This window comes from Neobacillus sp. PVCKKU3 (genome assembly GCF_058323225.1).
In genome coordinates this window covers 1-23463 of record NZ_JBLVQN010000066.1, presented here as the reverse complement: position 1 = coordinate 23463, position 23463 = coordinate 1, and the positions used below count along the sequence as shown (strand labels likewise).

20 protein-coding genes are annotated in these 23463 nt (G+C 38.7%); 12 read left to right on the top strand and 8 right to left on the bottom strand.

Annotation, left to right across the window (positions count from 1 at the left end):
- Positions 1-679: 679 nt before the first annotated feature.
- The 4 genes from dapB to ACNQGS_RS27845 all read right to left on the bottom strand — a co-directional run bounded on the left by dapB (position 680) and on the right by ACNQGS_RS27845 (position 5416).
- Positions 680-1444 carry a 4-hydroxy-tetrahydrodipicolinate reductase gene (dapB, locus tag ACNQGS_RS27860; RefSeq protein WP_491490219.1) on the bottom strand — a complete coding sequence of 255 codons (765 nt, stop codon included), beginning with the start codon at positions 1442-1444 and terminating at the stop codon, positions 680-682.
- A gap of 459 nt (positions 1445-1903) precedes the next feature.
- Positions 1904-3229 (bottom strand): hypothetical protein, encoded by a 1326-nt coding sequence (locus ACNQGS_RS27855; protein ID WP_491490218.1) that lies wholly within the window; start codon positions 3227-3229, stop codon positions 1904-1906.
- A 2-nt stretch (positions 3230-3231) separates the two neighbouring features.
- Entirely contained in the window at positions 3232-4524 is a 1293-nt protein-coding gene (locus ACNQGS_RS27850) for a DUF58 domain-containing protein (RefSeq protein WP_491490217.1), read from the bottom strand.
- Positions 4475-5416, bottom strand: a complete 942-nt coding sequence (locus ACNQGS_RS27845) for an AAA family ATPase (RefSeq protein ID WP_491490216.1) — start codon at positions 5414-5416, stop codon at positions 4475-4477. The genes ACNQGS_RS27850 and ACNQGS_RS27845 overlap by 50 nt, the downstream gene beginning before the upstream one ends.
- Positions 5417-5798: 382 nt before the next feature.
- On the opposite strand from ACNQGS_RS27845, the gene ACNQGS_RS27840 reads away from it, so the two are divergent.
- The 4 genes from ACNQGS_RS27840 (at position 5799) to ACNQGS_RS27825 (ending at position 9258) form a co-directional block, all read left to right on the top strand.
- Positions 5799-6236, top strand: a complete 438-nt coding sequence (locus tag ACNQGS_RS27840; RefSeq protein WP_491490215.1) for a flavodoxin — start codon at positions 5799-5801, stop codon at positions 6234-6236.
- Positions 6237-6347: 111 nt separating this feature from the next.
- On the top strand, positions 6348-6569 hold the full coding sequence (locus ACNQGS_RS27835; protein WP_491490214.1) for a heavy-metal-associated domain-containing protein: 222 nt from the start codon (positions 6348-6350) through the stop codon (positions 6567-6569).
- Between the two features lie 30 nt (positions 6570-6599).
- On the top strand, positions 6600-8498 hold the full coding sequence (locus ACNQGS_RS27830) for a heavy metal translocating P-type ATPase (RefSeq protein WP_491490213.1): 1899 nt from the start codon (positions 6600-6602) through the stop codon (positions 8496-8498).
- A 67-nt stretch (positions 8499-8565) separates the two neighbouring features.
- On the top strand, positions 8566-9258 hold the full coding sequence (locus ACNQGS_RS27825) for a Crp/Fnr family transcriptional regulator (protein WP_491490212.1): 693 nt from the start codon (positions 8566-8568) through the stop codon (positions 9256-9258).
- A gap of 546 nt (positions 9259-9804) precedes the next feature.
- On the opposite strand, the gene ACNQGS_RS27820 is transcribed toward ACNQGS_RS27825, so the two are convergent.
- Positions 9805-10302 (bottom strand): P-loop nucleotide/nucleoside kinase family protein, encoded by a 498-nt coding sequence (locus ACNQGS_RS27820; protein ID WP_491490211.1) that lies wholly within the window; start codon positions 10300-10302, stop codon positions 9805-9807.
- A gap of 889 nt (positions 10303-11191) precedes the next feature.
- On the bottom strand, positions 11192-11989 hold the full coding sequence (locus ACNQGS_RS27815; RefSeq protein ID WP_491490210.1) for an SDR family NAD(P)-dependent oxidoreductase: 798 nt from the start codon (positions 11987-11989) through the stop codon (positions 11192-11194).
- Positions 11990-12603: 614 nt separating this feature from the next.
- Between ACNQGS_RS27815 and ACNQGS_RS27810 the strand changes: the two genes are divergently transcribed.
- The 3 genes from ACNQGS_RS27810 to cshA all read left to right on the top strand — a co-directional run bounded on the left by ACNQGS_RS27810 (position 12604) and on the right by cshA (position 14805).
- Positions 12604-12873: an HU family DNA-binding protein gene (locus ACNQGS_RS27810; protein WP_491490209.1), complete on the top strand. Its 270-nt coding sequence runs from the start codon at positions 12604-12606 to the stop codon at positions 12871-12873.
- Between the two features lie 207 nt (positions 12874-13080).
- Positions 13081-13281 (top strand): cold-shock protein, encoded by a 201-nt coding sequence (locus ACNQGS_RS27805; RefSeq protein WP_213145849.1) that lies wholly within the window; start codon positions 13081-13083, stop codon positions 13279-13281.
- Between the two features lie 72 nt (positions 13282-13353).
- Complete coding sequence (gene cshA / locus ACNQGS_RS27800) at positions 13354-14805, top strand: degradosome RNA helicase CshA (protein ID WP_491490208.1); 1452 nt, start codon at positions 13354-13356, stop codon at positions 14803-14805.
- A 110-nt stretch (positions 14806-14915) separates the two neighbouring features.
- Here the strand turns inward: cshA and ACNQGS_RS27795 are convergent, their stop codons facing one another.
- Complete coding sequence (locus ACNQGS_RS27795; protein WP_491490207.1) at positions 14916-15074, bottom strand: hypothetical protein; 159 nt, start codon at positions 15072-15074, stop codon at positions 14916-14918.
- A gap of 378 nt (positions 15075-15452) precedes the next feature.
- On the opposite strand from ACNQGS_RS27795, the gene ACNQGS_RS27790 reads away from it, so the two are divergent.
- From ACNQGS_RS27790 to ACNQGS_RS27775, 4 genes are all read left to right on the top strand, one after another.
- Positions 15453-16835 carry an MFS transporter gene (locus ACNQGS_RS27790; RefSeq protein WP_491490206.1) on the top strand — a complete coding sequence of 461 codons (1383 nt, stop codon included), beginning with the start codon at positions 15453-15455 and terminating at the stop codon, positions 16833-16835.
- A gap of 257 nt (positions 16836-17092) precedes the next feature.
- Positions 17093-18484 (top strand): FAD-dependent tricarballylate dehydrogenase TcuA, encoded by a 1392-nt coding sequence (tcuA, locus tag ACNQGS_RS27785; RefSeq protein ID WP_491490205.1) that lies wholly within the window; start codon positions 17093-17095, stop codon positions 18482-18484.
- Positions 18459-19625 (top strand): tricarballylate utilization 4Fe-4S protein TcuB, encoded by a 1167-nt coding sequence (gene tcuB, locus ACNQGS_RS27780; protein WP_491490204.1) that lies wholly within the window; start codon positions 18459-18461, stop codon positions 19623-19625. The genes tcuA (ACNQGS_RS27785) and tcuB overlap by 26 nt, the downstream gene beginning before the upstream one ends.
- 397 nt (positions 19626-20022) lie before the next feature.
- Positions 20023-20550 (top strand): DUF2199 domain-containing protein, encoded by a 528-nt coding sequence (locus ACNQGS_RS27775; RefSeq protein WP_491490203.1) that lies wholly within the window; start codon positions 20023-20025, stop codon positions 20548-20550.
- Positions 20551-20840: 290 nt separating this feature from the next.
- Here the strand turns inward: ACNQGS_RS27775 and tcuA (ACNQGS_RS27770) are convergent, their stop codons facing one another.
- Positions 20841-22364, bottom strand: coding sequence for an FAD-dependent tricarballylate dehydrogenase TcuA (gene tcuA / locus ACNQGS_RS27770; RefSeq protein WP_491490202.1), 1524 nt, complete (start codon positions 22362-22364; stop codon positions 20841-20843).
- Positions 22365-22586: 222 nt separating this feature from the next.
- On the opposite strand from tcuA (ACNQGS_RS27770), the gene ACNQGS_RS27765 reads away from it, so the two are divergent.
- Positions 22587-23463, top strand: an 877-nt coding sequence (locus ACNQGS_RS27765) for a LysR family transcriptional regulator (protein WP_491490201.1), incomplete at its 3' end; no start/stop codon positions are given.

Genomic DNA, 23463 nt, shown 5'->3' with positions numbered 1-23463 from the left:
AGCTGAAAGGAAGGAGTGAAAGTATGGATAAAAACAAAGGGAAGACACCAAATATTTCAGGTAGTTTTCAAGTGGTTGCAGATGACCGAAAAGAAACTATTGAGGAATTGAAAAAAGACAATAAATTAGATGAAGAAACAGAATACTACGCACGAATTTTTATGGAAGATTAGGGGTTAATGCTTGCGATTGGTTTTGCTAGTTTAATCGTAACCATTCTGTCATTTAACCGAAAAAAATAATCCACCCTTGAAGCGCTTGGATTATTCCCGCTTTCAGTCGAACCCACCGAGGGAACCGTCTATTGCTAGACCGGACATGTTACTGCATGTTCGGTCCTTTTATTATCAAACGTGAGATGTAATGAACTTAAAGTTAATGGATTTTTTGTTTTATTTAGAAAAACACTTCTCAGCACACTGATTTTTAAATTTAAGTTATAATGCTGAGGCAATTAGGAAATAAAATTAAAGAGCCTAAAATATGCAAGTTTTTTTGAATGCTTGCGTATTTTAGGCTCTTTTAAATTTATGAAAGACACTACCCTGTTATAGCCAAATACAATTTTTCTTTGAATATACGAGATTTGATACATTCCACTTTACGGGAAAGGGGTATTTTAGTTTTTAAAACAATTAATGTCAGAATTGAAAATAAATCAGGTCCGTAGTTTTTAGAATTATATTAAATTTTTCATATTATATAATCCTGGTTCTTTTCCTTTTAAGAAAATGGCTGCGTTAACCGCCCCAACAGCAAATACTTCTTTAGAAGCTGCATGATGAGAAAGAGTTATGACTTCATCCCGGCCGGCAAAAATAATATCGTGTTCTCCAACGATCGTGCCCCCACGAATAGCATGAAGGCCGATTTCTTTCTTTGTTCTTTTTTCACGAACGCTGTGCCGGTCATATGTATAAGAATATTGATGATTTAATTCTTCGTTAATTGAATCAGCAAGCATAAGTGCGGTGCCTGATGGGGCATCGATCTTTTGGTTATGGTGTTTTTCAACGATTTCAATATCAAACTGATCACCTAAAACAGAAACCGCTTTTTTAGCTAGCTCGGCAATCAAATTTACACCAATAGACATATTTGCAGTGAAGAATAGAGGGATTTCTTTTGCAGCTCTATGGATCTTTTCAACTTCTTCTTTGCTATATCCAGTTGTTGCAATAACGAGTGCCACTCTGTTAGTAAGACAATAATCAAGTAATTCATCAAGAACGGATGGGTGAGAAAAATCAATAATGACATCCGGTTCAATTGAAAGAGAAGAGAGCTGTTTAGGAGTCGACACCACTGGAAAATCAGTGGAATCTTCTGTGTTCTTGTCAATTCCCGCGACAACTTTACTGTCGTCTCTAGTAGAAATGATATTATAAATCACTTTTCCCATTTTACCTGAACTGCCACAAATTATAATATTAGTCAAAATCATTCATTCCTTTCATCAGTGGATAGTTTGTTTTTATTTTACCAAGAATTTCTTTTGCCGACAGCTAATTTTTCTAACACAGAAATCCTAGGTCAAATTTCTGGATATAATATTTCAGTTAAAATTCCTGCCAGTAGCAGAATATTTACTTCAAATTCATTCAAGGTGGTAGCCCAAATTGGTTTACATTCAATAAATTATTTTTGTTTTCTCTCATTCCTGAAGATGTGGAACGGCCTCAAAAGGCGGTCTGTGTACAAAATTAAGTATAAAGAAATGGGTTTAACTAACCATTCTTGGTGTTTCCTGTGGCATACTTGGAAAATATATTGTTGAGAAACTGATTTACCTAAGTTTTTAAAAAGGAGAGAAATTTATGAAAGACAAGCTAATACATATGAGGGATAAGCTTAATAATATTAGTCGGTGCAATCGTTTTATGTTTTTTAGAATTTAGCTTTACTACCAAAGTCCCTTCAACAAAATCCGATACTCTTCCCGTGCTTCACTCGGCACTCCGCCATAATAAGCCGCCTGATAGTCTTGATTTAGCTTCTCCAGCAAATTTTGCACTCCATATTTCTTGCCTTCATAAACCAGCACCGTTTTATCCGGTGGAATTTCCTTTATGATTCTATTAATATATTCTTGGGAGGTCTCCGTTTTATGAACTGGAAAGCCGTTCTTTTCGCCCCACCGCTGCAATAGATAGTAGTACCAATAGACCGAATCATAATAAAAATGAGGAAATCTTTTCCGCCAGCTTACCCTTACGTTATTCATGAAGGCCCACAGTTTTCTTTTAAAATTTCCCCACCAGGATTCTTTTGAGATCACAACCTGCTTTGGTTTCATACCCATAATGGTTCGTTTATTTTTTAAAACCTTCATCAGTACGAACATCAAAACAGCCGACAGAATGACTGCAATTCCAACGATCAACCAAATGGTTGAAAAGGAGGATACCGTTTCTTTCACAGCATCCTGAGCCACAAAATCCTTTCGAGGTTCTAAGATTTCCATTTTTCCATTAGGAGCGCCTGGAAATAATCCTACGACCCATAATATAAACCGTAAAGCTATGGACCCGGTCCACTTCAAGCCCTCCCAAAAACTTACGCCAACAGAAATAACAGCCTTATTCACGCCTGGCAGTAACAGAACCAAGGAAAAAAGGGGGATGGAGACGAGCGCAGCGATTAGTAAACTGGTGAGTGGACCCGCATGACCGACCTTACGAATGTCTGCTGAATATCCCTTATCATCCTGAGCATGACTTTGGAGAGATAGGATCATCCCAATTAAACTAATAGCTATTGCTAAAATAAATGAAACATGGAGCGTTTCAACTTCCCAACCTTTTTTCATATAGATGAAAGCGAACACTTGATACAAAATAATATTACCTTCAAAGCAACGCAGCATGGCCCGCCGTTTTGGCTTTTTGTCATAAAGACCTGCACTGCGAACCCATATAAACCCGGCTGCTATACTAATTGATAGCCCAAACAACCAGGCACCATCCGGAACAGTGATGGACTTCCAATTTTGGTAAAGCACTATTCCGACAAAGAGAAGGTTTGCCATAACACCAACAAAAAGCGTTCTTTTAGATAGGAAAACATTGAGAAAATAGCCGGCAATCCCGGCAATCCACCACCATACTACACTGAAAGAAGCAAACTTATTCCACTCCAGGCTGGTAAACAGGACAATAGTATAGTAGATCCATAACACTTCACTAAATACGACAATAAAAGAATTAGATATTCCTTTCATCCGTTCCATCTTCAGGACCCCTCTGCTTTAGCGCCGCGTGTCTTAAGAAAAATATCCAGTTTCTTAGCATTTACTTTCTCGGCAAAGCCCGTTTCCTTTTGATAAAAAAACCGAACATCTGGAAGCTTCTGCTTATATTTCTGGTACCAGAGAACATGATTCTTCGTCACACTTTCACAAAAAATGAATAATGGCCCCAATAGAAGCCGGTTGAAAAGTAGTTCAGTCAGAACCAAATCGCTTTGCTGGGTAAGTCTTTGTGTACTTTTCGCCAATACGTCTAGCATTTGCCTCAAATCAGGGTTTGGTGTGACCACACTCATTTTTTCACCCTTGTAGGAAATCGAATTAGTTGCATAACCAACCCGTATACCTTGTTCATGATATTTCACCGCAACCGAGGCAATCACAGAGAGAAACTCTTCAAACCTCTCTATCTGGTTTGTCATGTATTTCATTTGTTCCGCGGGGTCTTCATACAATGTTCTATTGATAACAAAGCCTGAGACATCGCTGTAGACCATAATCTGCTCCGACACAACAGGCTGATAGACATTTGTCTGAAGTCTCCCTGTCCGTGCACTTGCCCGCCAATTGAATCTTCTAAGCTCATCGCCTGGCTGATAGTCCCGGATGCCGCTAATTAGTAAAGGATCTTCCAAAAAACCGCCATTCTTACCTTTTGCCGCCCATTGCATCGAAGGTCGAAAGGCTGGGACAATGACAGGGACCAGTTTGGGATACACATATAACGATTTATTTAGTAAGTGTTCCTCCTCAGATTCTGCAAAGCGGAAACCGTCACCCGAGCGAAGCTTTACACTTCCCAATTCATACACACCGCGCTTGTGTGCTTTCCCGTCAATCGTCCATTTCACCCGCTGATGCGAGAGTAACCATAAAAATCGAATGAAATAGGTATCTTGTTCGGTTTCACCGATTGTAATGGTTTTATTTTTTGGAAACTCCCATTCCAGCCAAATTAACGGAAGCCATTTATCATTAAAGATAGCAGCATGGAATTGAAACTCCTCGCCCGCAAATAACCTGGATTTAGATAGTTCTAGTGTTGGCTGAACCTTTTTCAAGGATTGATTTTTCCAGGCTATAATGAAGAAGCCTAAGAAAATTAAAAAAGAACTCACCAAAATGAGCGGAACAAATCGAAACCAAACACCTACTAGAAAGAAGGCTAGCAGCACCCATATGGAATGCTTTTGGAAAAAATAACTTGTGTCTATGGCTTTTTCCGGCTTATCCGGTTCTTCCGTTTCCTGTTGAGTAGGTTGTTGATCCGCACTCATATACGGACTCGTTCAGCTGCGCTTCTGTTTTAAGTAAAAGACGATGACTCCAAACAGGCTTGACCATTTCCTTCACATCATCTGGCACAACAAACGCCCGACCATGCATCAGGGCCCATGTTTTCACCGTTTTATAAAGGGCTTTCGTTGCTCTTGGACTTACTCCAATGGAAACAAGCGAATGAATTCTAGTCGCGTGCGCTAGCTCCGTAATAAATTTTCGAATGCCTGCATGGACGACAACCTCTTGAGATTGCTGCTGCAGATGTTGAATTTGCAGTGGATGTAAGAGGCTCTTTATGTCCCCAAAAGGGGTTTCATCGCCAACCTGCTCAAGCATTAATTCTTCTTCCTCTTGAGAAGGATAACCTAAAGTTAGCTTCATTAAGAATCGGTCAAGCTGTGCCTCTGGCAGTGGGAAGGTACCTTCCATCTCAACCGGATTTTGTGTCGCAAGGACAATAAAAGGACTGTCCAACTGATAAGTTTGTCCGTCAATCGATATCTGCCTCTCTTCCATACACTCCAACAAACTAGACTGAGTGCGGGGGAGGGTTCGGTTTATTTCATCAACTAACAGTATATTTGTAAAAACCGGGCCTTTCCTGAAATAAAATTCATTCGTCTTCTGATTAAAAATCGATCCACCCAGGACATCTGATGGAAGCAGATCCGGTGTACACTGTATCCTTGAAAACTGACAGTCAAGGCCCTTCGCAAATGCTTTGACCATCGTTGTTTTCCCCGTACCGGGCAAATCCTCAAGCAGCACATGTCCCTCTGTTAACAGGGCTGTTAAAAGTAGCTTTAATTCTCGTTTTCTACCAATTATGACCTTCGACATTTCCTGCAATATATCTTCCAATATCTCTTGAGACAGATGTTTTGCCATTTGAATCCTCCTGAAAGCGGTTTACTTTACTATTTTAGCTTACTATTTTGATAATTGATAACAAAATATCTTCTATAGAAAAAGGCCAGCAAAGTGTAAGTATCCTCTGACATACTGTCAGTTAAACCATACATCAGGAAGGAATTGGAACAATTTGAATCTCGGTTCGGAATTAAATTATTTCAATGGTTTGGAATGACAGAATCAATTAGTAGACAGATGAAAAAAATCTGTCTTTACTTTAGGGGGACTTTTTTTACCATTAGAATTGGCCCCATGGCTTTTCGCGGCTTTTTTCTTGAGGAATTTGATGGTGGTCAATTTCTTTTTATACGTTTAAAGTTATACTCATTTTGACAAATACTCATGTTGGGGTGAGAGGATGGATACAATTATCATTTATACAAGTATGGCAGGCACAACGGAATTAATGGCGGAGATAATTAGGAGAAAACTCACTGAGGCAGGGGAGAGAGTAGTAATGAAAGACGCCCTCGAAGCTTACGCTCATGACCTGCAATCGTACGACAGAATTTTAATTGGCAGTTATACATGGGGAGATGGTGATCTGCCTGATGAAATGGTCGATTTTTATGAAGAGTTTTCTAAGCTTGATTTAGCTGGTAAACAGGCAGCAGTTTTTGGCCCGGGCGATTCCACCTATCCTTACTTTGCCAGAGCAGTAGATATTTGGGAAGAAGCGATTCAAGCGCAAGGCGGTGAAATAGTAGTTGGAGGTTTGAAAATTGACCGCTGGTATGCTGAAGAACTAGAGGCTGCGTGTGCAATATTTTCTGAAAAGCTCATTCAAAGTCATTGACTAAAGGCTCTGAGTTTGTTCGCAAATGTAAACCAAACTTGTCCCTAATCAATTTTTTTCTTTAAAACTTAAGTAAAATAAAGGCATAACCAATTCGAGGAGGAAAAGAAAATGAAAAAGGCGGTATTCCAATTAGAACCCTTAACTTGTCCATCATGTATTAAAAAAATCGAAACCACACTTCAGAAAACGCCCGGTGTCAGAATGGCCAAGGTTATATTTAATATGAGCAAGGTGAAAGCAGAATTTGATGAATCCGAGCTAAATGCAAACCAATTGGAGGAAAAGTTTCATAAATTGGGCTACGAAGTAATTTCTACCAAAGTCTCTTAATCTCTTAAAGGTCAGGAAGGAGGCGTGAAAATGGTTACGCTTATAAACAAAAATAAAAACAAAATTACCGCAGTTTCATTCGTTTTAATTGTTATTGGATTTTTGACAGGATTGCCTGGTGATATTGAGTTTAGAAAAATTGCATTTTTAATCGCAACCGTTATCGCAAGTATCCCAATTTTTCATAAAGCCTTGCAGAGTTTGCGGATGAAAGTGTTTAGTATTGAATTATTGGTAAGTCTCGCAGTTTTGGGCGCTCTTTACCTGAAAGAATATACAGAATCAGCGGTCGTTACATTTCTATTCCTGTTTGGCGCTTATTTGGAGGCACGAACATTAGAAAAAACGCGGTCATCTTTAAAAGAATTGATCGACATGGCTCCACAGGAGGCTACGGTAATTCGAGGCGGAGATACGATTATCGTCCCGATCGAAGAGGTCGTGACAGGCGATCGGGTGATCATTCGTTCTGGAGGAAGGATTCCAGTAGATGGAAGTATCGTATTCGGTCACGCTTCTTTAAACGAAGCGGCTCTTACAGGAGAAGCGGCGCCAGTAACGAAGAAATTATCGGATACTGTGTATACCGGCACGATTGTTGACACTGGGTATATCGAAATGATGGCAGAAAAAGTAGGGAATGACACTACCTTTGCAAAGATAATGGAGCTTATTGAAGAAGCGCAAGAATCAAAAACGAAGGCTGAGAAATTTCTTGATAAGTTTGGCAATATTTATACACCGGTCATCGCACTGCTGGCCATCCTAGCTTTTGTAATTACCAAAGATTTGAAATTGGCGATTACGTTCTTAGTGATTGCTTGTCCGGGGGCTTTGGTCATAGGGGCTCCTGTTTCAAGTGTCGCCGGGATTGGAAACGGTGCGAAGAACGGCGTCCTCGTGAAAGGTGGTGAAGTGATGGACCGATTATCCAAGGTAAATGCCATTGTGTTTGATAAAACGGGAACATTAACGAAAGGAAAACCAGAAGTGACCGATATCAAGGTATTTAGTCAATTGGATGAGGATGAGTTGCTTCAGTTGGTAGCCCAAGCTGAAACCATTTCTGAGCATCATTTGGGTAAAACCATTGTTAAGGAAGCTCTGGCAAGAGATTTAATTATTAATAAGGGCGCAGTAGAAGGAGAGGTCATTAAAGGAAAAGGCATCCGAGTGAACCTTGAAGAGCATGATTTGGTTGTTGGGAACCGACAAGTCATGTCCTTAGAAAACATTATCATTTCAGAAGAGGTTGCATCATATGCAGTTGACCGAGAAAGGGCTGGAAATACGGCCATATATGCAGCAATAGATGGTGAAATTTCCGGAATCTTTTCCATTGCTGACCAAATTCGTGATGACGCAAAAACTGCCTTGTCAGAAATGAGAAAAAACGGTATCGATAAAATTATTATGTTAACTGGAGATAACCGCCATACGGCTGCAATAGTGGCCAACAAACTAGGTGTAGATGGGTATGTGGCTGAACTTCTCCCAGAAGATAAAGTTGAATACGTAAAAAAGTTAAAGCAAGAGGGTTATGTTGTTGCTATGGCAGGTGATGGGATCAATGATGCACCGGCAATCGCAACAGCCGACATAGGGTTTGCAATGGGCGAAGGCGGGACTGATGTATCCATGGAAACGGCGGATGTAGTATTAATGGCTGATCAGTTAATGCAATTGGCACACGCCCACTCACTGGCAAAAGCAACGATTCGCAATATCAAACAAAATACGTCCTTTGCAGTAACGATTGTTTTTCTCTTGTTAGTCGGTGTTTTGTTTGGTTCGGTTCATTTGGCATCTGGTATGTTTATCCACGAAGCCAGCGTTCTCCTCGTTATTTTAAATGCGATGAGATTAGTCAGGTTTAATCTAGGTAAGATAAAAGTGAATAGTATGACTCAGACTGCACCAGGTTATTAAAGTAACGCTGGACTATATTTCCAATAAAGAAGAAAATAGAAGCAATGGATTTTCGGGAGTGGTAGAAATGGAGTATAACCAACATTTATGTACAGGAACTCATAACACATGTGTTTCTATAGTTCCAATTTTTAATCATTTAGAACAGGAACAAATGGATGAAATTATGGTGGCGGCCAGGTCGGTTTCATACAAAAAAGGGGAGATCATTTATCAGGCAGGGGATCAATCAAACGCCCTTTATATTGTTAATAAAGGAAAGATTAAAATCTATCGCCTCTCAGAATCTGGAAAAGAGCAGCTGTTACGGATTCTGACTCCAGGGGAATTTACAGGTGAATTAGCCTTATTTAACGAAGGTGTCCACGAAGCATTTGCCGAGGCTATGGCAGACACGCAAGTGTGTATGATTAGACGTGAGGACTTACAGGCACTTCTGTTGAAATTCCCATCCATCTCCTTAAAAATTTTAACTGAGTTTTCCAAGCGATTGGAACAATCTGAAAAACAAACCGCACGCTTTGCCACTGAAAAGGTGGAAACAAGGCTGGCCCTGTTTTTGGCGGAATGTTTGGAGCCAGAAAGTCGCGAATCTGAATTTACCCTACCGATGAGCAAAAAAGACTTGGCGTCCTATTTGGGAACCACCCCGGAAACGATTAGCCGCAAGCTAACAGATTTTGAAGCAGCAGGTCTAATTAAACAAAAGCCTCATAAAAAAATTGAAATCCTTTACTTGGACGAACTGCTTCTATTCTAATTTGAGTTTCAAGGACCAGGGGAACGTTGCTACTGGTTTATTTTTGGCGAAAGCGATTCTAAGAGAATCAAAGTTTGTCATTTAACTGCCAGAAATCCACAACTCTGGGGTAATTCAAGTCCTTTTTTTTTGACAATATTTATTTTGCTAGAAAAAACAATCCACCCTTGAGTTAGAAACTCTGGTGGATATTTTTACGTGTAATTTAATCAGAGACATTAAAGAGAATGATTATTTTCAATCGCCCTCGTTAACTCTATTTTGACTAACTTCACCAAATGTTCCCTATTAAGCGAATTATCATTCTTGGTATAAACATTAAGATGTTCCAAATCACTTCAAATATAAACTCAATTAGGGTATCTTTAAAAAAGCCGTCTCTACTTCTTTTTTTATTTTTCATCTTCTAACTCCCAATTAATCAATCGTTGTTTAACTATCGATTTTAGCTCATTGAAACTTTTCTTACTCACATTTCATTAATATCATATAGAGCACCTTCCAGAACAAAAGGTACTCTATACACACGAATCATTCAAATCCTCGTTATTCTCTTCCACTAAACTCTAAAATATTTAAACCCTCAGATGCCTCTGGTGCTTCAAAAAATTTAGTAACATGAATAAACACCGCTTCCGTGTCAAAAGCGGCTCTTTCGGGTTGTTCGTTACGCCTTTTTGCAATTTGACGTAAGCATTGCTCGTTATTTAGATTGAGGAAAATTAGTTGATGGCTTGCATTGACCTCTGACACCAGATCCAAAAACCACGTTCGCAGTTTTTGAGTGTTAGCCGGAAAATCCATCACTACATCTGTACCGACACTTAATATGTTTTGGACATGCTTTTTCACCAACGGCTTGAGCTGCGCTGAGAACTTTAGATAATCATCAAATGATGCAATCTGATTGGGATAAAGAGATGAAAGCCATTCATCCTCAGACAACAGTACCGCATGTTTATCTATCGCCAATTGTTTTGATTTAGTTGATTTTCCAGCTCCCATTTTCCCGCAGAAAAAGTATAGCGTCCCCAAGTGTTTCATATTTTTTAAACCCCCGCGCTTATTTTAGTTTAAACTTTTTCCTTCGTTTAGTTCCCGTAGACATTTTCCACTTATTAATATTTAGATGTTAAGATTTATATCCAATTCACTTATTCTACCAATTTTATTTATATTCCTTCTTTAACAACCCTGGTTTGGTTTAAGTGAAACCTCCACAATCTCCATGTGCAAGGGAATTGGACCAATGGACAGAGGAAAAATGGGAAGAGCATTATGAAAAAACTATCTTTTGATGATGGTGGCTGGGTTCCGGCTTTTCCTAAAGCTAGAATACGATGTCGGGTGGAGGGCTGTGATGGTATTCCTGAGCCTGATGAAAATTATTGTGTTGAACATATTAGGGAACCTTAATTTCTTTAGTGGAGTGGAGGGAAATACACTCTTTGTAGGTAGCATGGATGTTTGCTTAAGCATAACAAGCTTTTAAAATAAAAAGCTCTGTTATAGCCTAATGTTGATTTAAATGTGTTTGAAATAAACGGAAAAATTCCGTTTAAATTGGGAAATACCCTTATTTCCTTAAAAATAAAGGAGGTTTTTCCGTTTATATGATCCAAATCTTTGGATTTTATCAAATTTAGAGCGGTTAATCGGAATTTCTCCGCTTATATCTGACTTCTTAATCTTCATCTATATAGATTAGCCGGAAATTCTCCGCCAATAAATTCTCATGCCTATACGAAAATCAACAATGAATAATAACAGAGACAAATAAAAAAGCGTAATATATGAAGGCTCAGAGCATAATACTCTGGGCCTTTAAATAGTTACATTCTCTTGTTCCCGCATTTCTTTAGTTACATAGATATATTGATTAGCAGACGCTTTTTGGGGGCTAATAGAAGGGGATTTAAATGGAATTAAAAGGTCATTCTTTTTTGCCAGGTGTTTTGATTTTTTTCAGAATGAGGTTCGTTGCTTTTTTTGGATGTAAACGATATAGGAAGTCCATGATCTTTGCATCGTTTCCGGCTAATACTCGGTATTTATTGTTTTCCATCCCTTTAATAATGATTGAAGCCGCTTCCTTTGGACTGAGCATCTTATAGGAATGGTTGTCCTCCCCTTCGAATTCTATTTTCGCATTTTGGACCAGGTTGGTGTCGACTGCACCCGGAAAGACGATGGTTACACCTACATTGGTATTTCTAAGCTCTAAATGCAGGCCTTCCGTTAACATTTTGACAGCTGCTTTAGAAGCGGAGTAAATTGATTGAAGCGGCACGGGAAGAAATCCACCCATGCTTGATACATTTGTAATGTGCGCTTCTTGTCGTTTTAAAAGGTATGGCAAGAACGATTTGCACATATAGAGCGTTCCGTAAAAGTTGATATCCATGACTTTTTGAATTAAATCATAATCAAGATCATTGACGGTCCGAAACTGTTGAAGAATTCCCGCATTATTAATGATTCCATCTATGCAGCCGTGAGCCGCGATGATCTCTTTGGGAAGCTTTTCCACCTCTTCTCTGTTAGCTACGTCTGCCATGTGTATCGAAATCTTATCGCCGTATACAGTAGCGAATGATTTTATTTCCTCTAGCCCGTTTTTGTGGATGATGGCAGCGACTTTAGCTCCTTTTTCTAGGAGTTGGCGGACGAGCTCTCTCCCAATCCCACCACCAGCACCTGTTACGACAATCACTTTATCGTATACTTTCATCCTATTCCCCCATATTTTTTTATGAAAAATTACCTATTCATGATATGTGAGTAAAGTGGATGAAATTCTTCTTTTATGTGGTAGGAACGACCTCTTTTTAAAATCAAAAAATGTCATTCGTTTTTCACTTTAAATAACTTAAAGCATACTGAAAATATAATTGACACAAAGCGAATACAAATGATATTATAAAATTTTTGATAAATAAGACAGAATGTGGTATCCTAATAAAGGTAACAAATATTGAATGATTAGTTCCTTAAGTTTGTTTTTCCATCGTAATCCAGTTGCTCATATTTTTAATGCACCTCTTTATTTCCTCATAATCGATTATTTCTTACTTACTCCGCACAAATCGATATTTTCTGAATGAGTTAATTAAAGTAATTTTTTGAGTTTACAATCCTGATTCATACTGGCACGGCCAAGGAGCCGTAAGGATGAAAGAGAGGTAGGGCTTTCGTTGTTTTAGGTATATAAAGGTTCATTTATATGGAAAAAATACGGGTCAATGCTATGGTTGATTTTTCAAAAAACGATTTTAAACAACAGGTAGAGATGTTTGAATACTTTTGTCAGGAAAGCAGGTTTTTGACAAATTGGAGGGATAACTTTTGAACAAAACAAAATTAATAAATGAAGTATCAGCAAAGTCAGAGCTATCTAGGAAAGATGCAGAAACAGCTGTGGAGGCTGTATTCGATATAATCACACAATCACTAGTTAGCGGAGATTCTTTTGCCCTTTTAGGGTTTGGTAAATTTGAGGTTTGTCAACGTGAAGCCCGTACTCGTATCGACCCTAAAACGGGGGAAGAATCGATCATTCAAGCTGGAAAAGTTCCTGTTTTCCGGGCAAGTAAGTCATTAATACAGCAAATATAGGTTTAAAGGTTATCCCAATTTAAGATATGTGCCATGTTGTTACGAAAATCAGCATTGGTCTCTTGGATGGATTCATATTAAATAAACTGAATAAACTTTCATCTATCTAGGTAATAATATAATCATTCCAAGATTTCTTGAAAATCTTAGTAGTGGTATAATCATTTAACAACTGTGTGTATTTTTACACAATAGGAGGCAGCAATATTGGAAAAAGGTAAAGTAAAATGGTTTAACAGTGAAAAAGGTTTTGGATTCATCGAACGTGAAGGTGGAGAAGACGTATTCGTTCATTTTTCAGCTATCCAAGGTGAAGGCTATAAATCATTAGAAGAAGGTCAAGAAGTTACATTTGACGTAGAGCAAGGTCAACGTGGACCGCAAGCTTCAAACGTTCACAAAGCTTAATAATAATAAGAAGAATGAATAAATAACAGCCTCTTTATGAGTCTGTTATTTATTTTTCAAAGGAGTTTTGATATGACAACATTTCAGGAAATGGGTATTCTTGAGCCCATTCAAAGAGCGATTACAGATATGGGATTTGAAGAAGCATCTCCGATTCAAGAGAAAGCCATTCCCATAGCTTTGACGGGTAAGGACATTATTGGACAAGCGCAAACAGGTACCGGAAAGACGGCTGCCTTCGCCATACCGATCTTGGAGAAAGTGGATACGAGTAAAAAATATGTTCAGGCGATTGCCATTGCACCTACAAGAGAATTAGCTATTCAGGTTTCAGAAGAGATCAATCGACTGGCGAAATACATGGGCATAACCTCTCTCCCGATTTATGGAGGGCAGTCGATAGATCGCCAAATTAAGGCATTAAAAAAGGGACCCCACATTATTACGGGAACACCCGGAAGACTTTTGGACCACATTCAACGGAAGACGTTAAAGTTAGACCGCATCTCTATGGTGGTATTGGATGAAGCTGATGAAATGTTAGATATGGGCTTTCTCGAGGATATCGAACGAATTCTCAAAGAGACCCCTGAAGAAAAACAAACCTTGCTGTTCTCCGCAACCATGCCAAAACCGATTCAAAATCTTGCGGAAAGGTTTATGCGGGATCCAGAACTCATAAAGATGAAAGCCAAGGAAGTTACTGCTCCAACTGTTAAGCAAATTTATTATGAGGTTAATGAACGGGATAAATTTGATGTTCTTTGCCGTCTGCTAGACGTGGATAACCCTGAATTAGCGGTTATTTTTGGAAGAACAAAAAGACGCGTGGATGAATTAAGTGATGCATTGAATAAACGAGGATATCTTGCTGATGGATTGCACGGAGATTTAAATCAACGACAGCGCGATGTTGTGATGAATAAATTTCGTGAGGGTAATATTGATATTTTAGTTGCGACCGATGTGGCTGCGAGGGGAATTGATGTTTCAGGGGTTACCCACGTCTACAATTTTGATATTCCTCAAGACCCGGAAAGTTATGTTCACCGAATCGGCAGAACGGGGAGAGCTGGTAAGACAGGGTTAGCCATTACATTTGCTACACCGAGGGAAACCGGACAGATCCGCAGTATTGAAAAAGCCTCTAAAGGAAATATCCAGCGCAAATCAATACCGACGGTAGCAGAGGCAAGGGAGTCCATACAGCAAGCCGCAGTAGAAAAGATGATTCAATTGGTTGAAGAGGAGCAGTACACACAGTTTAAACGCGCAGCGGGGGAATTGCTTGATCAGTACGATTCTATCGCGTTAGTTTCAGTTGCCTTGAAACTGTTGTCAAAGGAACAGAGAGATGTTCCCGTTCAGCTAACTTCCGAGGCACCGAGATATACCAGTAAGCCTAAAACAAAAGTCCAAGAGAAATCAAGGAAAAACTCTAAAGGGAATATGGAATTTAGGGGAAAAGGTGGAAATAGCAATCGTAAGAAAACTTCCATGTCCTCTCGAAAAAAGAAAGCATAATAAATGAATACGGGAAGGATATTCTCGATGCATTAAAAAGAAGGGATAGCTTAATCGCTATCCCTTAAATTCTCTATCGACTCGGGGTTAAATTAATTTGTTGTCTGTTTTTATTGAATGTCATCGTCGCTTTTGTATTCCAATTCCAGTTGCTTTTTTTCATAAAAATGCGTAATATATGAAGGCTCAGAGCACAATGACTCTGAGCCTTCAAATTTACATTCTGTTCTTCTTGCATTTCTTTCATTAGAATATAGATTAGCAGGCATTTTTGGGTCTCTCCCATATTATTTTTATGAAAAAATACCTATTCATGATATGTGTGTAAAGTGGCTGAAATTCTTCTCTTTATGTGGCAGGAAAGACCTCTTTCATCTATTACGGTGCAACCGTTTATGATTCTTCTCCAAGTTTTAGTGTTGTATATTTTTTTTCGCACTAGGAATTAGTAGGCTGTTATTTAAACCTATTGGAACCTCACTTTTCTAAGAATAAAAAAATTTTATGGTAGTTTATAAATAATCAATATTTTTTTTATTCGATAAATTATGATAATTTTTATATAACGCATTTAATAAGCTTATTAAGTTGAGAAAAAGTAACAAGAGGAGACGGAGATAGAAGATGAAAAGTGGGAGGGAATTGTCATGAGAAGAACAACGGGGCTTAATATCGCAAATCGTATGGACCGTTTACCTATTTCTTCGATTCACAAGAGAGTTATTTTTGCATTAGCAGTTGCTTATTTTTTTGAATTTGCGGATTTGAATACGTTTTCATACGCAGCACCTGCATTAATGAAACAGTGGCATTTGCCAATGAATGTTATTGCAACCATTAACGCCAGTGCCTTCTTCGGAATGTTTTTGGGCGCTACCCTAGGCGGATGGCTTGGCGATAAAGCAGGAAGAAAGAAAGCTATTATTATATCACTAATTCTATTATCTGTGTTTTCAGCGATGAATGCACTTGCGTGGGATGTGTGGTCACTTTCCATTTTCAGATTTGTAACAGGGATGGCTGCTTCAGCTTTATTGGTGAATGCGAATACCTACATCATTGAATTCTTCCCAAAAGCTGTTCGTGGTAAGTATCAAGGGTTAGCAGTAGGAATTGGAATTACGGGTATCCCAATTACAGGTTATGTTGCTAGTTTGGTAGTTCCTATGGCGGACTTTGGCTGGAGACTTGTATTTGTATGGGGAGCGTTGGGAATCTTCGCGTTATTCGGTATCGTAAAATTGTTTGAAATACCACGTTGGTATGAAATGAAGGGACAAGTAAGTAAAGCGAAAGCAACCATTGAACAAATTGAAAAAATCGTTGCAAGTGAAAAAGGTCCTTTAGCTATACCAGATCCTGAAGTTTCTATTGCTCGAGTCACTACAGGTAAAATGTCTGATGTTTTCAAGGGAATTTACCGTAAACGTACAACCATTCTAATTGCGGTGTGGATTCTTCAAACAATCGCTTTTTATGGATTTGGATCATGGGTTCCAACTCTATTGGTAAATCAAGGAATTGATATCTCGAAGACCCTGCTTTATAGCACATTAATTACCTTGGGTGCTCCATTAGGCGCATTTACGGGCGCAATGATTTCTGACCGCTTTGAGAGAAAAACAAATATTATTGCTTCTTGTTTCTTCATTGCAATTGCTGTGTTCTTATTTGGAGCCACATTAAATCCTGTTATGATCGTTATCTTTGGTTTCCTTATTAACTATATCGAAAGAACCTTCTCATCCAATCTATATACGTATACATCAGAACTTTATGGAACAGAAGTGCGTTCTTTTGGACAAGGGTTGACATATGGTATCGGCCGTGCATCCAATATTATCGGACCATTTATTATTAGTTTTGTATACACAGGCTTTGGATACTTAAATGTATTTATTCTCATATCACTTGTTTGGGTCTTAACAGCTGCAGCAATATTCTTTGGTCCACGTACTTCTAAGAGAAGTCTTGAAGAAATCAACGGGACACAAATGAATAAAAAATTCCCACACTCATCTAACTTATAGATTGAAAAAATGGCACCCTAAGGGGTGTCGTTTCCATTTACAGTTATAAATAGTAGGTTTTTTCCGGGTTTCTCGAATCCGGGTCGTAGAAGCTAAACTAGTTTTAGCTTCTTTCTAGTCTTAACCTTTTTTAGATTACTCATAATCTATCATAAAATAAATTTATGCACTCGTATAAATTTTTAATATTTTTTTTATTCCTAATATTATATTAAAGTTATATTAAAGGTTGATACATCACGAAAGGGGATTTAATCATGGAGACGGATGTTTTAGTAGTCGGCGGCGGGAACGCTGCTCTCGCTGCTGCACTATCAGCTCGCGATCAAGGGGTAAAGGTGCTGGTAATTGAAAGGGCTCCTAAATTTTATCGCGGCGGAAATAGCAGACTCACCCGGGACTATAGGGTAATGAATACACGTGAGAATAAGTATATGACTGGCATGTATTATGAGGAAGAATTCATGGAGGATTTAAGGCGTGTTGCTGGGGGAGAATTAAATGAACCTATTGCAAGATTAGTTGTGCGTAAATCCGAGGAACTTCCGGACTGGCTTAACAAACAGGGAATTCAATGGCAGCCGGCACTATCTGGGACTCTTCATTTAGGAAGAACGAATATCTTCCAGCTTGGCGGCGGCAAGGCTGTAATGAATTCGTACTATCAAACTGCTAAAGCAAAAGGGGTAGAAGTCTGGTACGATTCCATGCTTGAAGATATAGAAATGAGCGGCACTAAGTTCAAGGCTGCTAAAGTTAGCAGGAATAACAAGATCGAGACCATTAAAGCAAAAGCGATTATATTTGCTGCTGGCGGTTTTGAAGCAAATATAGAATGGCACAAACGTTACTGGGGAGACGCCGCTGAGAATTTTATTATCCGTGGAACCCCATATAATCAGGGGAATGTTCTTGAGATGTTGCTAAATAAAGGTGCAGCCCAGATCGGAGAACCCGATGCGTTTCACGCCGTCGCAGTTGATGGCAGGGCACCAAAGTTTGATGGAGGAATTGTTACCCGGCTTGACAGTGTTCCATTTGGGATTGTGGTAAATAAGAATGGTGAGCGGTTCTACGATGAAGGAGAAGATTTCTGGCCGAAACGCTATGCCATTTGGGGAGGGCTGATTGCCCGGCAGCCAGAACAAGTTGCTTACTCGATTATTGACAGTCAGACACTTGGAAAATTCATGCCTTCAGTATTTGAACCAGTATCTGCAGGAACAATCGAGGAATTGGCGGAAAAACTGGGCCTTAACCCTACAGTGGTGGCTAAGACGGTTGAGGAATTTAACAATGCCGTTCGTCCGGGAACGTTTAATCCAGGTGAATTAGACGACTGTAAAACAGAAGGGTTAAAACCGGTAAAAAGCCATTGGGCGGTACGGATCGATAAGCCTCCATTTTATGCTTATCCACTGAAAGCTGGAATTACATTCACATACCTTTCAGTAGCAGTAAATGAACAGGCAAGGATCAAGTGGAAAGATGGAAGCCTCTGTGACAATATGTTTGCAGCAGGAGAAATGGCAGCAGGTAATGTACTGCGCCGTGGGTATCTGGCTGGGTTTGGACTCACAATGGGTGCGGTTTTAGGAAGAATTGCAGGGGAGGAAGCAGCAAATGCAATCAAAAGAGCTACTAGATGATGGAAAACGACAAATGAGATTATGTAATTCATGCCGCTACTGCGAAGGATACTGTGCTGTATGGCAGTCTATTGAGTGGCGCCGGGATTTCACAGATAATGATATGACGTATTTGGCCAATTTGTGCCATGATTGCCGGGACTGCTACCATGCATGTCCATTTACAACGCCACATGAATTTGGCATTAATCCGCCAAAACTATTTGCGCAATTGCGTGAAGATACCTATCGAAAGTATGCAAGTCCGAGAATATTTGCCAAGGCACTCGGGGAAAAACGCAGCGGCTTTTGGATTACATTTTTCTTTGGAATCATTTTAATGTTAGCTTTAATTTTGGGAACCAACGGAACTTCCGGACTTTTAGAAGCGCAAGTAGGAACAGGGGCATTTTATAAGTCCATGTCAGAAGCTGTTATGATTACTGTTTTCTTGGCTTTAGGAATTTGGATGGCTGGCGGCTGGTTGGTCGGAATGAGCAGATTCTGGAAGGACATTAAGTCGGCTAAGTCTGAAAAAATCATTGGAAAAGATATAGTGACTGGTACAAAATATGCGCTAAGCCTTCGTTATCTGGGAGGAGAAGGTTCAGGTTGCAATTATCCAACAGAGGAGCCTTCTACAATTCGCCGTAAGTTTCACCATTTAGTATCTTATGGTTTTATGCTAGATCTTGCTTCAACAGCATTAGGGGCATTTTACGCACATATATTACACCTTCCTGCGCCATATCCTGTGTACCATCCAGTAGTCATTCTTGGAACCGTAGGCGGCATTGGAATTATTATTGGAACGATTGGACTATTGGTGCTTAAAGCAAAAAGCGATCCTGAAATCGGCGATGATAAAGCAGCAAAGTCAGGAACTTCATTTATCGTTTCATTACTAGTTGTGGCAGTGACAGGAATGGTCTTGCTGCTGGCTCGTGAAACTGCAGCCATGGGAATTTTGTTGGCAATCCATTTAGGAAGTGTTGCAGCACTATTCTTCACAGCTCCATATACTAAATTTGCCCACTTTGTCTATCGTTATTTAGCTCTTATCCGTTATGCACAAGAAGAGCGCATTGCACATCAACCTGTTGAAGTGAAAGTGGGAAACCAGCCTGTTAAGACAGGTACAACGGTTGCGGGCAAACATTGATTGCAGGATGTTTATAAGTGAAATATTATGAAAATAGCAATGCCATGATTTAGTAACTTAATATGTTCGCATTTAATAATAAAAGGGCTTTCGGTTGGTTACTAACGGGTTTCCCTTTGGGAGAGAAAAGTAAATTATAAATAACGAATTGACAGACCAAATAACATAATTTTGGTCTGTCATTTTTATTGTTAAATCAAGGTTTTCATAGAAATTGTTATAAAAATAGCAGAAAATTATCACGTAAAATAACATTGGACAATAACTATTGTCTTTGCTGATTAATGTGCTATTTTTATGGCGACTTTGAATGATAAAACGGTCTAACTGACGAGGTTTTTAAAATAAATGATATAATTTATCTAAGATAAGATATTAAATCCGATGGAGGAACCGAATGACTAAAATTAGGGGATACACTTGTAGCTGCTGCGGTAAATATCACGAAGAGCTTCCAACTAGTTATGGGAACCCGGCTCCCGTTTATTACTATTATGCTGAACCTGAAGAACGAGAGGATAGGTTTGAGCTAGATGATGATTTATGCATTATGGATAACGAGCATTTCTTTATTCGTGGATGCATTGAAATCCCCATTATTGGAACCGACGAACACCTAATATGGGGAGTATGGGTTTCATTAAGTGAAGCTAATCTTAACAAAGTAAAAGAACACTGGGATGAACAAGAATTATTGGAGCCTATGTTTGGTTGGTTATCTACTGATTTACCTTGTTATCCTGATACAGTAAATTTAAAAGCAATGGTGCATTTTAGATCAGATGGCATTAGACCTTTCATTGAACTCGAACCGACCGACCATCCTTTAGCGGTGGAATCTAGAGATGGAGTAACCATTGAAAGGGTAAAAGAGATAGCTGAACGGCTTTGTGTTAATAACGATAACCAAGGGTTTGAAAAATAACCGTAAAATTCCGTCTAAATTAGGAAATATTTATATTTTCCTAAAAATAAAGGGAGTTTTTCCGTTTATATCATCCAAATCTTTGGATTTTGTCTTATTTAAAGAAGTTAATCGGAATATCTCCGCTAATATTTGCTTGTAAAGCCTACCCTATATACATTAGCCGGAAATTCTCCGCCTATGAATTCTCATACCCTAAACAAAATTCAAAATAAATAATAACATAGCTAAAAAAATAATCATGGCACGACATTCCATGATAGAATGTTGTGCCATGATTAAGGAAGCAATCACTGATTTATTAATTGTTTTGGCTTTTCGTTAGTATAGCTGGCTGCAGTGGACCCAGCTATTTTTCCAAATACTGCGCCCGACATCAAACCTGATCCGCCAGGATAGTTACCGTAAAAAATTCCACCGATCATTTCTCCAGCAGCAAATAATCCCTCGATAGGTTGTTCTTCCTTATCTAACACTTGGCCCAATGGATCTACGTGCAAGCCCCCAAATGCGAATGTAATTCCACACGTTACAGGGTAAGCATAGAAAGGAGATTGTTCAATACGAAGTGCCCAGTTTGATTTAGGTGGAGTAATTCCCTTCGTACATTTGCCATCTTTCTCTGCAGGCCGATATTCACCTTCCTGTACAGCACTGTTGTACTCTTCAATTGTTTTAAGGAATTGCGATTTATTAACTGGAAGCAAATCAACAAGCAAATCAGCAAGCTCTTCCAGGGTATCTGCTTTATAAAACGTTGCTTCATTCAGGTCGTATTCTTTCCGAAGCATAGGGCGGACCTGTGCATCATAAATTTGATAGGCTACATGACCAGGCTGTTTTAACACCTCGTGTCCATATTTAGCATACGTGTAGTTCCGAAGATCTGCACCTTCATCTACAAAACGTTTACCTTCATTATTTAACATTACGCTGTATGGATAGGAATGCTTTTTGAAAATATCTCCAGGCTTTGTAAAGTCACCAACTTTTGGAGCATTATAATCTGTTCCGATTGAATGACATCCAGACCACTCTCCAAATTTTTGAGCGCCTACTTCAAGAGCCATTTTAATACCGTCTCCTGTGTTAAACTCAGTTCCACGAACGATGGCAGCTTCCCATTCCGTACCAAGGTTTTCCGTTCTCATTTGCTTATTGGCTTCAAAGCTGCCGCAAGCCAAAATAACACCCACTGTATTCACAGAAACAATAGTACCTTCTTTTTCAACCACTACCCCAGTAATTTGGTTATGATCTGTTTCTAATTTCACAGCACGAGCATTATACCAAATATCAATGCCAAGTTCTTCTGCCCGTTCAAAGAGCCTCTGCATTAAGCCGACGCCTTTATTTTCAGTTTTAAGAGGTAATCCACCCCAAAAGTGACGTTTACCGTCTTGAATAAAGGACTGATTATCATAATTTAATTCAAACTTAATTCCTTGGTCTCGCATCCAACAAATCGTTTCATAAGATTTGGAGACCAATTGTTTTGCCAACTCAGGGTTGCTTTTACCATTTGTTACACGCATTAAATCATTATAAAAATCAGATTCACCATATTCAGGTAAAACAATCATTTCTGCTTCTTCATTTGTTAACTGAGGAATGACCTTTCTAATAGCATCTAAATTATTGTATGCAGCCCGAATGGCTCCATCGGTAAAAAAAGAGTTTCCACCCCGTTTTTCAATAGGTCCCCGCTCCAATACAAGAACGCTTGCACCATTTTCTTTTGCAGAGATGGCAGCACATAAAGCAGCGTTTCCTGCCCCAACAACTACTACATTATAATTTTGTATATTTTCCATTATAATCACTCCCTTTATGTTGATAATAAGGTAATAATTAAAATAAAAAAAATATTGTTTTTTTATTAGATTCCATAAAATTTATTTATAGATTATTAAAAAATCCTTCTATAGAAAGATAGATTTCTATAATTATGTTGTATATAATTTTAGCAATAAGATAATTTTTAATTGAATTAAAATAACCATAAAAATAATTTATGGTAAAAGGAGAAAAAAGTTATGGATGAGAAAGACTGGAGCATGTTAGTCACTCTCTATGAAGAGCGAAATATAACAAAGGCTGCACAAAAATTATTTATTTCACAGCCAGCCCTAACCTATCGTATAAAACAATTAGAAACTGAGTTTAAAACAAACTTGATTGCTAGAGGAAAAAGAGGTGTCGAGTTTACTGTCAAAGGAGAATATCTTGTTAAATATTCAAAAGATATGCTTAACCAATTAAGAAAAGCAAAAGAACATGTTTCTAGTTTGGATAAAGAGGTAAAAGGAACGTTACGATTAGGGGCATCTGGATTGTTTGCCCGATATCAATTACCCGTTTTATTAAAGAATTTTCTCAACTTATACCCCGATGTTGAGATTACCCTCAAAACAGGGTGGAGTTCTAATATTCTCCAAATGCTTCAAAAGGAAGAAGCACATGTCGGCATTGTCAGAGGACCATATAATTGGAACGAAAATAAAGTATTAATTCAAAAGGAAAAAATCTATATCGTGTCTAGCAAAAAAATAGATGTTAAGGATCTACCATTTCACCCAAGGGTCAATTATATGACGGACCAGTCATTACGAGATGTCATTGAAAACTGGTGGCAGGAAACGTTTACCGTTCCTCCTAATGTCTCAATGGAGGTTGACCGAATTGAAACCTGTAAAGAATTAGTTCTTAACGGTTTAGGTTACGCTATTTTACCGGAAATCTGTATTAAGGAAGAGGACCTGCTTTATAAAGAACCGATTGTTTTAAATAATAATAGCTTTTTGCAGCGTGAAACTTGGATTTTTTACAGGGACGTTACGATGGAATTATCACAGGTTAAAGCTTTTATAGATTTTCTAATTGAAAGTAAGCAGCCAAAAGGGGAGCTTTCAT

What these genes read in the sequence shown, in the direction of transcription:
- ACNQGS_RS27795 (WP_491490207.1), bottom strand. Translation starts at nt 15,074, where the DNA reads ATGCCTGCTAATCTATATTCTAATGAAAGAAATGCAAGAAGAACAGAA.
- tcuA (WP_491490205.1), top strand. Translation starts at nt 17,093, where the DNA reads ATGGAGACGGATGTTTTAGTAGTCGGCGGCGGGAACGCTGCTCTCGCT.
- tcuA (WP_491490202.1), bottom strand. Translation starts at nt 22,364, where the DNA reads ATGGAAAATATACAAAATTATAATGTAGTAGTTGTTGGGGCAGGAAAC.
- ACNQGS_RS27830 (WP_491490213.1), top strand. Translation starts at nt 6,600, where the DNA reads ATGGTTACGCTTATAAACAAAAATAAAAACAAAATTACCGCAGTTTCA.
- ACNQGS_RS27845 (WP_491490216.1), bottom strand. Translation starts at nt 5,416, where the DNA reads ATGGCAAAACATCTGTCTCAAGAGATATTGGAAGATATATTGCAGGAA.
- ACNQGS_RS27855 (WP_491490218.1), bottom strand. Translation starts at nt 3,229, where the DNA reads ATGGAACGGATGAAAGGAATATCTAATTCTTTTATTGTCGTATTTAGT.
- ACNQGS_RS27850 (WP_491490217.1), bottom strand. Translation starts at nt 4,524, where the DNA reads ATGAGTGCGGATCAACAACCTACTCAACAGGAAACGGAAGAACCGGAT.
- ACNQGS_RS27790 (WP_491490206.1), top strand. Translation starts at nt 15,453, where the DNA reads ATGAGAAGAACAACGGGGCTTAATATCGCAAATCGTATGGACCGTTTA.
- dapB (WP_491490219.1), bottom strand. Translation starts at nt 1,444, where the DNA reads ATGATTTTGACTAATATTATAATTTGTGGCAGTTCAGGTAAAATGGGA.
- ACNQGS_RS27840 (WP_491490215.1), top strand. Translation starts at nt 5,799, where the DNA reads ATGGATACAATTATCATTTATACAAGTATGGCAGGCACAACGGAATTA.
- tcuB (WP_491490204.1), top strand. Translation starts at nt 18,459, where the DNA reads ATGCAATCAAAAGAGCTACTAGATGATGGAAAACGACAAATGAGATTA.
- ACNQGS_RS27820 (WP_491490211.1), bottom strand. Translation starts at nt 10,302, where the DNA reads ATGAAACACTTGGGGACGCTATACTTTTTCTGCGGGAAAATGGGAGCT.
- ACNQGS_RS27775 (WP_491490203.1), top strand. Translation starts at nt 20,023, where the DNA reads ATGACTAAAATTAGGGGATACACTTGTAGCTGCTGCGGTAAATATCAC.
- ACNQGS_RS27825 (WP_491490212.1), top strand. Translation starts at nt 8,566, where the DNA reads ATGGAGTATAACCAACATTTATGTACAGGAACTCATAACACATGTGTT.
- ACNQGS_RS27815 (WP_491490210.1), bottom strand. Translation starts at nt 11,989, where the DNA reads ATGAAAGTATACGATAAAGTGATTGTCGTAACAGGTGCTGGTGGTGGG.
- ACNQGS_RS27835 (WP_491490214.1), top strand. Translation starts at nt 6,348, where the DNA reads ATGAAAAAGGCGGTATTCCAATTAGAACCCTTAACTTGTCCATCATGT.
- cshA (WP_491490208.1), top strand. Translation starts at nt 13,354, where the DNA reads ATGACAACATTTCAGGAAATGGGTATTCTTGAGCCCATTCAAAGAGCG.